Annotated in this window: 12 protein-coding genes; 3 read left to right on the forward strand and 9 right to left on the reverse strand. The window is 59.1% G+C overall.

Translation table 11 applies throughout. The annotated features are described in order from the left end of the window. Window positions 1-19: 19 nt before the first annotated feature. A complete protein-coding gene (locus tag ACFZPT_RS25340) occupies window positions 20-1,666 on the reverse strand; it encodes a GMC family oxidoreductase (RefSeq protein WP_034097218.1) in 1,647 nt (548 codons plus the stop codon). A gap of 129 nt (window positions 1,667-1,795) precedes the next feature. On the opposite strand from ACFZPT_RS25340, the gene ACFZPT_RS25345 reads away from it, so the two are divergent. After that, window positions 1,796-2,689, forward strand: a complete 894-nt coding sequence (locus ACFZPT_RS25345; RefSeq protein WP_034112917.1) for a LysR family transcriptional regulator — start codon at window positions 1,796-1,798, stop codon at window positions 2,687-2,689. Between the two features lie 96 nt (window positions 2,690-2,785). Here the strand turns inward: ACFZPT_RS25345 and ACFZPT_RS25350 are convergent, their stop codons facing one another. The 4 genes from ACFZPT_RS25350 to ACFZPT_RS25365 are packed head-to-tail and all read right to left on the reverse strand — an operon-like array spanning window position 2,786 to window position 7,170. Then, a complete protein-coding gene (locus tag ACFZPT_RS25350; RefSeq protein WP_099312851.1) occupies window positions 2,786-4,132 on the reverse strand; it encodes a glutamine synthetase family protein in 1,347 nt (448 codons plus the stop codon). Between the two features lie 11 nt (window positions 4,133-4,143). Further along, a complete protein-coding gene (locus ACFZPT_RS25355; protein WP_034097224.1) occupies window positions 4,144-4,701 on the reverse strand; it encodes a helix-turn-helix domain-containing protein in 558 nt (185 codons plus the stop codon). Between the two features lie 44 nt (window positions 4,702-4,745). After that, window positions 4,746-6,545, reverse strand: a complete 1,800-nt coding sequence (locus ACFZPT_RS25360) for a M48 family metalloprotease (RefSeq protein WP_379555918.1) — start codon at window positions 6,543-6,545, stop codon at window positions 4,746-4,748. Window positions 6,546-6,564: 19 nt separating this feature from the next. Next, window positions 6,565-7,170, reverse strand: a complete 606-nt coding sequence (locus ACFZPT_RS25365; protein WP_034097228.1) for a LemA family protein — start codon at window positions 7,168-7,170, stop codon at window positions 6,565-6,567. Window positions 7,171-7,435: 265 nt separating this feature from the next. On the opposite strand from ACFZPT_RS25365, the gene ACFZPT_RS25370 reads away from it, so the two are divergent. Together ACFZPT_RS25370 and ACFZPT_RS25375 are read left to right on the forward strand one after the other, a co-directional pair. After that, the gene (locus ACFZPT_RS25370) at window positions 7,436-7,744 is read left to right on the forward strand and encodes an RcnB family protein (protein ID WP_034097230.1); all 309 of its coding nucleotides are present in this window, start codon (window positions 7,436-7,438) and stop codon (window positions 7,742-7,744) included. Window positions 7,745-7,832: 88 nt separating this feature from the next. Further along, window positions 7,833-9,026, forward strand: coding sequence for an MFS transporter (locus tag ACFZPT_RS25375; RefSeq protein WP_099312852.1), 1,194 nt, complete (start codon window positions 7,833-7,835; stop codon window positions 9,024-9,026). Here ACFZPT_RS25375 and ACFZPT_RS25380 read toward each other — a convergent pair. The 4 genes from ACFZPT_RS25380 to ACFZPT_RS25395 all read right to left on the reverse strand — a co-directional run bounded on the left by ACFZPT_RS25380 (window position 8,989) and on the right by ACFZPT_RS25395 (window position 13,125). Then, complete coding sequence (locus tag ACFZPT_RS25380; protein WP_034097233.1) at window positions 8,989-9,261, reverse strand: DUF1652 domain-containing protein; 273 nt, start codon at window positions 9,259-9,261, stop codon at window positions 8,989-8,991. The genes ACFZPT_RS25375 and ACFZPT_RS25380 overlap by 38 nt on opposite strands. A 133-nt stretch (window positions 9,262-9,394) precedes the next feature. Further along, the gene (locus ACFZPT_RS25385) at window positions 9,395-10,891 is read right to left on the reverse strand and encodes a helix-turn-helix transcriptional regulator (protein WP_099312853.1); all 1,497 of its coding nucleotides are present in this window, start codon (window positions 10,889-10,891) and stop codon (window positions 9,395-9,397) included. 162 nt (window positions 10,892-11,053) lie between these two features. After that, on the reverse strand, window positions 11,054-12,223 hold the full coding sequence (locus ACFZPT_RS25390) for a hypothetical protein (RefSeq protein WP_177449831.1): 1,170 nt from the start codon (window positions 12,221-12,223) through the stop codon (window positions 11,054-11,056). A 14-nt stretch (window positions 12,224-12,237) separates the two neighbouring features. Further along, complete coding sequence (locus ACFZPT_RS25395; RefSeq protein ID WP_034097236.1) at window positions 12,238-13,125, reverse strand: nitrilase family protein; 888 nt, start codon at window positions 13,123-13,125, stop codon at window positions 12,238-12,240. Window positions 13,126-13,197: the final 72 nt, after the last annotated feature.

Here is a 13,197-nt window from a genome sequence, read left to right on the forward strand (position 1 = left end):
CCGGGTGCGGCGCCGCTATTCAGATTGCGTGAACCAGTTCTTTCTCCGGTGCGAGGCTCCTTGTGTGCGGCGAAAGGATCAGCTGCGCGGCTTTTTCCGCGATCATCAGCGTGGGTGAACAGGTATTGCCGGACGTAATGCGCGGCATGATCGAGGCGTCGGCGATGCGCAGGCCGGGCACGCCGTGCACGCGTAGCTGGGCGTCGACCACTGCGTCCTTGTCGTGACCCATGCGGCAGGTGCCCACCGGATGGAAGATCGTCGTGCCGATGCGTGCGGCGGCTTCGTGCAGTTGTGCTTCGGTTTGCAGCGAATCGCCCGGCAAATATTCCACCGGCTTGAACTGGCTCAAGGCCGGCGCCGCGACGATGCGCCGGGTCAGGCGGATGGCATCGGCGGCTACGCGCAGGTCTTCGGGGTGGCTGAGGTAGTTGGGCTGGATCAGCGGCGCATCCGCCGGGTTGGCTGAGCGGATATCGACCCGGCCACGGCTCTGCGGGCGCAGATCGCAGACCGAGGCGGTGAACGCCGGGAAGCCATGCAACGGCTCGCCGAAACGCTCCAGGGACAGCGGCTGCACATGGTATTCGAGGTTGGCCGAGGCCTGCTCCGGCCCCGAGCGGGCAAATGCGCCGAGCTGGCTGGGTGCCATCGACAATGGCCCGCTGCGGTCGTACAGGTAGCGCAGGCCCATGCCCATCTTGCCCCACAGGGTGCCGGCGATCTGGTTGAGGGTGCGTGCGTTTTCCAGCTTGTAGATCAGACGTAGTTGCAAGTGATCCTGCAGGTTGCCGCCCACGCCGGGCAGTTCGTGCAGCACGTTGATACCGAGGGGTTTGAGCACGTTGGACGGGCCGATCCCCGAGCGTTGCAGGATGCCTGGCGAACCCACGGAACCGGCGCACAGGATGATTTCCTTGCGCGCTTTCCAACTCAGGGACTGACCGAGCCTGCGCCCGACCACTTCGCACGCGCGCCCGTTTTCCAGCAACACACGGTCGACTTCCACTTCGGTGAGCACGGTGAGGTTGGTGCGCTGACGGACCGGTTTGAGAAACGCCTTGGCCGCGTTCCAGCGCACGCCGGCCTTCTGATTGACCTGAAAGTAGCCGCAGCCTTCGTTATCGCCCTGATTGAAATCGCTGACCTTGGCGATGCCGCTTTGCGCCGCCGCTTCGCGGAAGGCATCCAGGATCGGCCACGACAGCCGTTGCTGCTCGACGCGCCACTCGCCGCTGTCATTGTGGAATTCCGAGCCGCCGGCAAAGTGGTTCTCGCTGTGCTTGAACAGCGGCAACACGTCGTTCCACGCCCAGCCGGCGTTGCCTTCGGCGGCCCAGCCATCGTAGTCACGGGCCTGGCCGCGCATGTAGATCATGCCGTTGATGGAGGAGCAACCGCCCAGCACTTTACCCCGTGGGTAACTCAACGCGCGGCCTTGCAGGCCAGGCTGGGCTTCGGTTTTGAAGCACCAGTCGGTGCGCGGGTTGCCGATGCAGAACAGGTAGCCGACGGGGATGTGGATCCAGGGGTAGTTGTCGCGGCCGCCGGCTTCTAGCAGCAGCACGCGGTGGGCGGGGTTGGCGGACAGTCGATTGGCCAGCAGGCAACCTGCGGGGCCGGCGCCTACTACTACGTAATCGTATTCAGCAGCTGCATTGGGCATCTGAGGTCTCGCTTGTTTTTCTTATTGGCCCCATCCTAGTTGTTAGTTTTCGTCTTAAAAATGTTAGTTTTTACCCAGCTGCTGTGCGTTTTTGAACAGTGCTGTAGCGGCCCACGCATTGGAGGCGACATGTTCGATTGGAATGACTTGCGGTTTTTTCTTGAGTTGCAACGCAGCGGTCGTTTGCTCACCGCCGCGCAGCGCCTGAAAACCACCCACGCTACGGTGGCGCGGCATATCGAGGCCATCGAAAAGAGCCTGGGCACCGCGCTATTCGTGCAGCATGCCCACGGTTACGAGCTGACCCCCTCTGGCGAGGCCCTGCTCAAACATGCCGAAGCCATGGAAAACGTGGCGCTGCTGGCCGAAGACGAACTCACCCACACCGCCGCGCCGCTGGGCAAGATCCGCCTCGGTGTGGCCGAAGGTCTGGGGGTGATGTTTCTGGCCGGACGCATGGGCGGCCTGTTCGAACGTTATCCGGGGCTGGAAGTGGAACTGGTGGCCGTGCCGCGCTTCGTCAGCATCCTTAACCGCGAAGCGGAAATCAGCATCCACCTCGAACGCCCCAGTGTCGACCAACTCGTCACCCGCAAACTCACGGACTACCGCCTCTCCCTTTACGCCAGCCGCGCCTACCTGGATCGCAACCCGCCGATTGAAAAACGTGAAGATCTCGCGGCCCATGCCTGGATTGATTATGTTGACGACCTGCTGTTCAGCCAGGAGCTGAAATTCCTCAGCAGTTTCTGTCGCAACCCTAAGGTGGTGTTCCACAGCACCAGCGTCATTGCTCAACACCAGGCGGCGCGCTCGGGGTTAGGGATTGCGGTATTGCCCTGCTTCATGGCCGCCAGCGACCCGGACCTGGTGGCGTTGCTGCCGGGGGAGGGCATCCAGCGCAGCTACTGGATCAGCTCGCGTCGGGAGTTGCACAAGTCCGTGCGGCTGCGGGTGTTGTGGGATTACGTGGTGGAGTTGTGCGCGCGGGAGCAGCCGCTGTTGCTTGGCGAGTCCGGCTGATGCCTCCACCCAGCAGTGTCTAGAGAGAGGGCCGCTCCGCGCCCCAGCGTGGGCGGTGCGACGATTCGACAAGCCCGCTCACCGACCACAGCAGGGTTAAAGAAACCAGCGGTACTCACGCACACTTATCTCTTGTTGAAAGGCCAGATGATCCTGGCGTTTGTTTTCGCAATACACATCGACAATTTCCGCACCCAGCTTCTCGCGCACGCTGGGGTGCTGCTGCATGGTGCGTACGGCGTCGAGCATGTCCAGGGGGAAGTCGGTGCCGCTGGTGCGGTCCTCGTTCAAGGGCGCGATGGGCTCGCGCTGGGCGTCGAGGCCATGTTCCAGGCCGGCGAGGATCGCCGCGAGCACCAGGTACGGGTTGGCATCGGCGCTGGCCAGGCGGTGTTCGATGCGCAAGTTGCGCGGGTCGGAGTCGGGGATGCGCACGCACGCATCGCGGTCTTCGAAGCCCCAGCAGGCGCGGGTGGCGGCGTTGACAGTGCCGCCCAGGCGGCGGAAGGCATTGTGGTTGGGCGAGAAGATCGGCATGCAGTGAGGCAGCAACTCCAGGCACCCAGCCACGGCATGGCGTAGCGGTTGCTGCTGATGCGCCGCCAGCAAATTGTTGCCCGCGCCGTCATACAGGCTGACATGCACATGCATGCCGCTGCCAGGATGTTCCAGGTACGGCTTGGCCATGAAGCTGGCGCGATAGCCATGCTTGAGCGCCACGCCACGGGTGCTGCGGCAGAACAGCGCGGCCCAGTCGGCGGCGCGCAGGCCGTCGTCGAGGTGGCCGAAATTGATCTCGAACTGGCCGGGGCCGAGTTCAGCGGTAATCACCGTGATGTCGATGCCCTGGTCCTTGGCGGTCTGGGCCATATCGTCCAGGACTTCTGAGAAGCGCGACAGCCGCTCGATATGCAGGGTGGGCTGGTCGTCGGCTTCGTCGCTCAGCGGGTCGCGGGCAAATCGCGGCAGGCCGTGGTCGAGGGTTTTGTCGAACAGATAGAACTCCAATTCGAACGCCACCACCGGGTGGATGCCTTTGTGGTGCAGGCGCTGCAGTACCTTGGCCAGCACTTCGCGGGGCTCAAATTCAATGGGGGCTTCGGTGCCATCGGAGGTGATCAGCATCTGGCCCAGAGGCTGCGATTCCCAACTCACCGGCTTGAGCGTGCCGGGTACCAGGCGTCGGTTAGCGTCCGGGTCGCCGTCGTGGAAGCAGTAGTCGCCGATCTTGAACAACCCGCCCTGGGTCCCCAGCAACACGGCATTCTGCGGCAGTTTCAAGGGGCTGCCGGCGGCGACTTTTTCGAGCATCTCGATCGGGTAGCGCTTGCCGTAGAAATGCCCGGGAATGTCCAGGGCGATCAAGTCGACATAACGCACGTCCGGGTGGTGCTGGCGAAAGGTCCGTACTTCGGCCAGCAACGTGGAAGATTGGCTTTTCACGGGTGATGCTCCTAGTTGTAAACCCAGAGTACGCGGGCGGGCAGGTCGGTCAGGTTGGCGTAGCGGCAACGGGCAAAGCTGGGCAGGTGAAAGCTGTCGCCGGGGCCGAGGGTCACCACGTCGTTTTCACCGTCCACCCACAGCGTCAATTCGCCTTCCAGCACAAAACCGGCCTGTTCGGCGCGGTCGCTCATGCTCTGGTCACCGCTGTTGGCGCCCGGGGCAAGCAGGCTATCGAGCATCGAGAACGCGCCGTTCATGCTGGGGGAGACCAGGATGTCGGTGATGCCATTGGCGTAGTACACCGTGCGCCGCTCGTTGGGCCGGGTTACCCAGTCAATCGCCTTGGGCTTGGGCTGGCTGTAGAAGTAGGTGGTAGGCACATCGAGGGCGTGGCTGATGGCGGTCAAGTCCGCCACCGTCGGGCGCGACAAACCACGCTCGACCTGGGAGAGGAAGCCTACCGAGCGTTCGATCTTCTGTGCCAATTGGGCCAGGGTGAGCTTCTTGTGCTTGCGCAGGTCATGGATCAGGGCGGCGAGGGTGGCGAGTTCGTCTTGTGGCGTCATGAAATTTATTTCTTAAAATTTCATGAAAAAATATATGAATTATTTCATGAGGGCAATGCGCTTGTTGCGTCTTCCTTGATCAGAGGTGTTTCCAGTCCTTCCGGCATCGGGCAATCGAGAACATCGGCGATTGCCCGTGCGAACTCGATTTCCTCATGGGAGATATTGCCTTCGCATTCGATGCAGACCGCAACGGCCTCCATCAGAATCTCTTTATCTTCTGGCTTGAGCTGTTGCAGTTTTTCCATGACGTTATCGAGGGTTTCCACTAATTTGTCGTCTAGCATCTCAACCTTTAACGGAGCCGTATAAAAGGGTAATACATCACAGGCGCGGTAATAGGCCAGCTCGGCCTGGACATCGCTTCTATGGCCTATGAACGCCAGTGTGGCGAGCAGCCAGGTCACGTTATTCTCTAACCGAGCCAGTGTGTATCGGCCTTTGGTTTTCGACTTAGACAGCACCTTCGCATCTAATAAGTGAACCAGGGCCCAGCCCACCAACAGGGTACGAGAGTCGACTGCGACCAGATTCATCATATTGCGGATGAGCGTTTTGTATTGATCAGTCGGTAGTTTTTTGAGCGCTAACCCGCACAGATCGAACAGCGGCAAACGTAGATAACGATTCAGTCCACCTACTAGTTCGTCCAGTACTTGTAAGAAGTGGGCGGCTTCCGTGTTAGGGAGTTCCTGTAGCCACGTAAGTTGTTGAGTGCGCAAGGCCGGCTGTTCGGATAGCAGCAACTGGTAGATCAGAGCCTGAGCGCCATCAGGGTGGCGGGCTGCCGACAGCACCTCAGGAGGGATCGAACCTACGGTTGCCTGAGTCTGATAGAGCTGCGCAGGCTCTTCGTTCGCGCCTTTAAAGTCGCTGGCAGCAATGCCCAAACCCCCAAGCACCTCCCAACGGCGACGATTCTCCTCGGCCTGTTCATCGTCGCCCATCAGCGCCTCCAACGGAGGAACGTTCGGGTACTCGCCATTCCAGTGGGGATCAAAGCGCCGAATACGTTTTTCTAAAGGAGGGAAAGGGGAGCCCCAGCGTTCTACCAAGCCTTTGTATGGCGTTGCGAAGAAGATTGATAGGAAGTTTTCATTTTCATCACAGCCAATCCATGAACCGTATTCATAGCCGCCGATTTTCTTCAAAGTACTAGCGACGCTCTGTGGGTCGCGCGTGAACTGGGCAGCGACCGCGTCTGCCAGATACTTGCGTTGGCGCAGCACACGCGACATGGACAGGTAGACGAGGTAAGCCCAGCAGAAACCGATGACTATTAGATATCCGGACAGCATCGCCAGGCAGATAGTCCCTAGATATATCCCAAACATTCGCGCATAAACGCGCATGTCATTGTTTTGAATATTGCAGAACAAGTGAGCGACGACTGCTTGCATTTCGTCACGGTTGAGGATGACTGCCGCGCCATAAGTCACACCAATGACGGAGTCTTGTGGCGTGCGTCCGGCCGCAAAGGCATTCACGCCATGGACATCCAGTATGTACACCAAGGGTATTGGGCTGCCGGAGGCGATGGCCATTTCCTCAACGACATCAAGTAGCCAGCGTTCATCCTCATCGCAATCATGGTTAAGCAAATATCCGCCGAGCTTTTCTGCAATTGCACTCCCACCGCCTTTGAGCATGTGCCATTGGTACCAGTAACCTACTGCGATAAAGGGCAGTATTGCCACACACACCATCAGGACGTCGTGCCATTGGACTGGCGTCGTCAAAAAGAGGCTCGAGACTATCGCTGGGCTCAGAAGCAGGGCTGACGTCAGCAGCATGCGATAAGTCGATCTGCGTTTCGCCCGATCCTGCTGCTCAAAAAAGTTCATTCGACTATCCGCGTTCGAATCAGGTAAAGGATACGGTTGGGGCTTTATGAATCTGCTCGCTGTCCACAAACTCCAGCAAGGCAGCATCTGTACCGTGGCCGAATGCCTCAGCCATCAAGACAGTCGGGAATTTCTGACGAGAGATGTTGTATTCCATCACCGCGTCGTTGAAAAACTGGCGTGCGTACGCGATGCGGTCTTCGGAGTTAGTTATTTCATCGCTCAGTTGCATCATCGTTTCTGAGGCATACAGGTCTGGATAATCCTCGATCGCAACGTTCAAGTTATCCATCGCCCTGTTGAGGTGGCCCTCATTCTTGCCGAGGCGTGCGATGGAATGCGCACTGCCAGGCTCTGCCGCCGCAACCTTGAGGCAGGCGGCCGCCACGTTGCGCGCCTCGGTGACAGAAACCAATGTTTCGCTCTCGTGCGCCATGTATGCCTTGGCCGTTTCCACTAGGTTGGGGATCAAGTCATGGCGACGTTTGAGTTGCACCTCGATCTGGCTAAACGCGTTCTTGAAGCGATTGCGCAAACTCACCAGCGTGTTGTAGAGACTGATCAGGTAAAGCGTGATCACACTGAGAGTGCAAATGAAAATGACCCAGAAAATGCTGCCAAACATTGGATTTCCTTATCTGCGGGGTAAAGGCGGCGATCATAGCTGAAAATACGCGCAACGGTCCGGCCCTGCGTGAACGAGACAATCGCAGTGTTGCTGTTGGGTTGAGCTTTTTCAATTTGAGGGCACCTAAGACCCGCTGGTTCTTGTCGGGGCTGTGGTGAATATTGTCAGACTTGGCGGCTGGACGGGCGCTAGTTAGAGAGTGAATGATTAAGCCCTGACGCGGTCGGAACCTGGGTACGCATCATTCATTGAAGGAGCACCTATGCAGTCCAAAACCCTAGCCGCTTGCGTGTTGGTAGCCGCCAGCCTGTCCACCGTCAGCTTCGTGGCCCAGGCCGGTGATACGCCCCAGGAAACCGTGCAGCCTTCTACGATCAACACCCGTGATTTGAAAGAGGGCGATCGTGCCCCGGACATCTTGATGCGCAAAGAATCCGCCGTCACCGACTGGAAAAAACGCGGCCTCAAGCAGCCTGAGGAAGACAGCCAATGGGCACGCGTCGGTGATCGTTTTGTGCTGCTCAAGACCACCAACGGCACGATTCTGGAGATCACGCCGGTCAAAAAATAACTCGCCGGCAGCGCCTGCTTTTTTGCAGAAACCTGGGTTATGGTAGCCGACCGCAATGGTCGCGTTACCTTCCAGGAAAGAGAGCAGGATGCTTGCCACAATCAAACATTACCCCCGCACCGTAAACCTGTTGCTGTGTGCCACCTTGCTGCTGACCTTGGCCAAGGCGATCACCTTTCCCTACCTGGTCATCTACCTCACCAGCCATTTCTCCCTGGATATCAGCCAGGTCGGCCTGGTGATCGGCAGTTCGCTGATTGTTGGCTCGTTGCTCAGTGTGTACGGCGGCTTCCTGGTCGATCGCGTCAACAGTTATCGCTTGCTGCTGGGCCTGAGTGTGGCGTTCGTGCTGGGGTTTATCGGCACGGTGCTGGCGCAGGATATCTGGACGTTCTATACCTGCCTGATTTTGATCAACCTGGCCTACGCGGTGATCGACATTGCGGTGAAAGCCGGGTTTGCCAGCCTGCTGCCCGAAGAGGCACGCAGCGAAGTGTTTTCCATCAAATACACCCTGACCAATATCGGCTATGCCGTGGGGCCGTTTTTTGGCGCGATGGTGGCCAAGCTGGATATCAGCTTGCCGTTTATCCTGTCGACCTTGTTGGGAGTGGGGTTCTTTCTGCTGTACGCACGTTGGGGGGATCGCACCCTCGCCACCGCCGAGGTTGCGCAGAAACCGGTGTCGTTCCTTGCGGTGGGCCGCGTGCTACTGCGCGACCGTCGACTGGTGTGCTTTACCCTCGGCGGTTTGCTCAGTGCCGTGGTATTCGGCCAGTTCACCGCCTACCTGTCGCAGTACCTGGTGACGACCACCACCGCGGAATACACCTACACCGTCATCAGCGCGGTGCTCACCACTAACGCCGTGCTGGTGATCGCCTTGCAATACCTGATTGGCCGGCGCATTTCCCACCGTTACCTGAGCCAGTGGCTGATCGCGGGCTTGAGCATGTTTATGCTGGGGTTGATCGGGTTCGGGTTGTCCACCAGCGTGCTGGGGTGGGTGCTGGCGATGGCGGTGTTCACGGTGGGGGAGATTATCGTGTTTCCGGCCGAGTACATGTTTATCGACCGAATCGCCCCGGACCACCTGCGGGGCATGTATTACGGGGCGCAGAATCTGTCCAACCTCGGCGCTGCGCTGGGGCCGGTGCTATGTGGGGTGGTACTGGCCAGTCTACCGGCCCATTACATGTTCTACATGCTGGGCGCGTTTATCGTCGGGGGCGGGGTGTTTTACTTTATCGGTGCGTCGATAAAGGCAAGTCATCCAGCGTGAGCTTGCCCACGTTATTGCTTTGCAGCTCGTAGCGCAGTTCTTCGACCATTTTTGCCACTTCTTGCGGGGTATGCAGCCGGTTGGTGCTGATCCCTGTGACCACCAGATCCACCCGGCCGGTTTCAGCGTCGTAGACCTTCAGGGTCAAGGACGCATCCCGGCACAGGGTGAATTCGCAGGTCAGTGGCGATAGGCCTTCTTCGATGCAGTTTCGCAGTTGAGCGAGGGTGAACATGCGGTTTCCTTCAAAGCATGAAAAAGCGACGGCACAAGGTCAAAGCTCCCTGTACCCACGGGCTGAAGGTTAGGGATTGCAGACCCAGGCCATAAGGCGAATTCGCACTAGTGGCACTGGTGCATTTGCACTGTCAGCGTCTATTTTTCACCCTCAAGTCCCCTGCAAACAGCCCGCGTTGCCGCGCCCACACGATCGCCGCACTACGGCTGTGTACCCCCAGCTTGGAGTAAACCGTGGCCACATGGTTACGCACAGTGTTGGGAGCCAGTTTCAGTCGTGAGGCGATCTCCTTGTCCGCCAGACCTTCGCAGATCAACCCCAGCACATCGCGCTCGCGGGCGGTGAGGTCGGTGAAGCTCACATTCGGCAAGTTGGGACTGTTAACGCTTTTGGCGTTGGCCAGTTTTTCGATCAGCGTCTGGCTGAACCATGAAGCGTCTTGCATTACCTCTTCGATGGCCGCTACCAGCTCCAGCTCTGAGCGCTTGCGCTCGGTGATATTCATCATGACCAACAGATAGCAGGGCATGTCCTGGATCACTACCGTGTCGGCCGAGACCACACAGTCGATCACTTCGTTACCTTTCTTGCGCACCTTGAGGTCTTGGCCGTCGAGATTGCCGGCCTTCTCGAGAGTGGCGAACAACTGCTCGCTCGCCGCGTTGCCGTCGATAAACCCGATTTCTTCGATGGATTTGCCGATCAGCTCTTCGCTGATGTAACCGGTAATGCTCATGAACGCTTCGTTGACGTCCACCACATGGCGATTGTCGGCGTTGCACACCAGGGTGGGCACGGGCGTCAGGCGGAACGACTTGGCGAAGCGTTCCTCACTCTGGCGCAGGGCGATTTCCGCTTTGCGCCGCGGTTCCAGATCCATGAAAGAAAACAGCATGCAATCTTCTTCGTTCATGTCCAGCGGTTGACCGGCAACGATCACCAGTTTGCTGCCGCCTTTGGGTAGTTTCAGTTCCGCTTCCATCTGTGGGATGGTGGCGCCTTCGCTCAGGCGCTGGATGGCCAGGTCCTTGCGCTCGGCCTGTTCCAGCACGTCCAGCTCGTACACCGAGCGACCGATCACCTGATCGCGGCTGTAGCCGGTCATCTCCAGGAAACCCTGGTTGACCTTGATGTAGCGCAGGTCGCTCAAGCGGCAGATCACCGCCGGCGCGGGGTTGGCGTTGAAGGTTTTTTCGAAGCGCTGCTCGGCGCTGGCCCATTGGGTGGCGTTGCTGAGGATCAGCACCAGCAATTCAGGTTCACCTCGTGAGTCGGTGATCACCAGGCTGCGCAGGCGGTGCACCCAGGTTTTGTCCGGAGTGGCCGTGGGCGTGACCTCCACGATCACATCGCTGAATTCGTCACCGGCCGCCGCGCGAGCCAGCGGGTAGCTGTCGTCCTGCAACGGATGGTTATTGCGATAGCGCAGCGAAAAACGCTCGGCGTACTGCTGCCCATTGGCGCCCAACCCCATCACGTCACCGACGCCATGCATGGTCAGCGCCGCTTCGTTGGCCCACAGGATGGTCTGGTCGACTTCGGCCAGAATCACACCGTCGGACAAGCCGGAGATGATTTGCTGCAATTGGCGGCGGTTGGTTTCTTTGGCAAGGACGTCCTGGCTCATGCTGTCTCCCGAAAAAAGCACATGAAAATTCCGACAGCCTTGGCTCGTGATAGTGCAAACAAAATGCAGGAGTGGTAGGTAAGAATGCACTCGAACGGGTGGTGCATTTGGCCTATTAGGGTTCAAGAGATGTGGTTTAGGGGCGGGCCCTAACCACACACCTCAGTTTGCCAGCCAGCCGACGATCGGCACGATCATCAGCGTGCTCAACGCCATTGAGATCACGTTGCCGATATAAGGATGGAAATGCGCGGGTAGCCTCGACGCAATCGCAAAGGCCAACGGTGGTGCGACCAGAGCACCGAGCAATGCGCTGGCGCCCATCACGGTCAAACTCCCGCCATGGGTCAACACCGCCGCCGGAACGACCGACACCAACGGAACATAGGTGGGGTACCAGCCGTGCCGTATCCATTGCCGACGCCATATCACCACGCCCGCTGCCGATGTCATTGCCTGTGCGCCGATCATGGACAGGAGCAGGCCAGAGCCATATGCCGGGCTCATGGGGTTGAGCGCATAAGCGAGCAGAACCCCCGCCAGCAGACCGAGACTGGCCAGCTCATTGCCGAAAAACGGCGCTTCGGAAAAGTCAGCCAGCACTCGGCGCAGGCTCCAGACAACACCATGGTCAGCCGGTGCAACCGGAGCGGGCTTCTCGGGAGCGATGTAGTCCGAACGCACCAGCGAGGGCACTTTATGACACAGCGTAAAGGCGATCACGCTTCCAACGGCCATGCCCAATACGTTGCCGACCACGGCGGGCAAGCCCAGCGGGACGCACACCAGGTTGACGATCAGCAAGCACATGGGCGTGACCAGCAAGGCACCCAGTACCGCGCCGTTGAGGGTGACCTTCCAGCCGCCGCCAAACATCAGCACCATCGCCGCCGGCAATGAAACGAACGCCGCGAAGGTAGGCTGCCAGGTGTCCGCCGTGACACTCCAGCCCCACAGCAGATTGCTCAGCAACAAGCCGATCAACGAACTGGTCACCAACCAGGGCCACAAGCCGGTGCCATAACAGATGGAAAAGCCTTGCCAGGCTTTGCCCTGCCGACTCGCCCACCAGGCCAGATAAGCACCACTCAACAGACCCAGGGATGCCAGCTCATGCTTGTAAAAGGCGACCTCGCTGATGTCGCCTGTTACCCAACGCAACCAGGCCGCCGGATCCGGCAAGGCCGTGACCATGTCGCGATAGCCCGGCCATGAACCTTGGTGAGTGGAGACCACATAGAGCATCACTAAGATCGCGATGGCTCCCAGGGCCAGGACGGTTAAATCCAAGCGTGAGCGCGTGGGTATTTTCTTGGTCAGTAAAGGCTCCATAAATCGCCCTCCGCTCAACGAGGCAGGGCAGGGTGGTGAGAGTAGCCGAGCATCTGATCGTACAAATCATGGCGGCGGTCTCTGTGCAGGTCATTGAGGCTGTTCCAGATCGGCGCGCTGCGAGCACTGGTGACGTCGATGTCGGCAAACAGGATTTCCTGGCGATTGGCCGAGGCCACTTCACCGATCGGCCAGCCATTGGTGCCGGCGATCAACGAGCATCCGAGGTAGCGCGCATCCCGCTCTTGGCCGATGCGGCTGGCGGCGGCGATAAACACGTTATTCACGTGGGCGGCGGTCATCGTCAGATACGACGCCATGCACTTCCCGGCTTCATCGAACAGCGGCGGTGGCGTCCACACCCAGTTGTTCACGCTGCAGATAATATCGGCGCCTTGCTGGCTGAGGATGCGCGGCACCTCCGGGAACCAGATGTCCCAGCAGATCAACAGGCCGATGCGGCCTATGGCCGTTTCAAACACCGGGAATCCAGTATTGCCCGGTGTGAACCAGAGCTTTTCCAGGTTCCATAGATGGGCTTTGCGGTACTTACCGATAAAGCCTTCGGGGCCCAGCAACACCGCAGTGTTGAACAGCTGCCCATGCTCAATCTCGTTTAGACCGGCCACCAGGTACACCTGATGCTTGCAGGCAAAATCCGTCCATTCCCTTACGCTCTGGCCATTCGGCACGGCCTCTGCGTGATCGAAGGCATCCTGACGGCTGCTGAAGAAATATCCGCAATTGGCCAGTTCCGGCAGCACGATCAGATTCGCGCCACCGTTTGCCGCTTCGGCAGCGAGGGAAAGGCTTTGACGCAGGTTATCGCTTCGATTGGCGACTCCCACCTGTGGGTCGAACTGAATGACGGCAACGCGGGCGGGGCTTGTGGGTGTGCTCATGAGGTTGGCCTCTTATTGTTATGCAACCGGATTTGGTTGGGTGTTTAGTAAGAGGCGGGCTGATATTTAAAT

This window comes from Pseudomonas sp. MD330_10, assembly GCF_042610415.1.
Lineage (GTDB): Bacteria > Pseudomonadota > Gammaproteobacteria > Pseudomonadales > Pseudomonadaceae > Aquipseudomonas > Aquipseudomonas rhodesiae.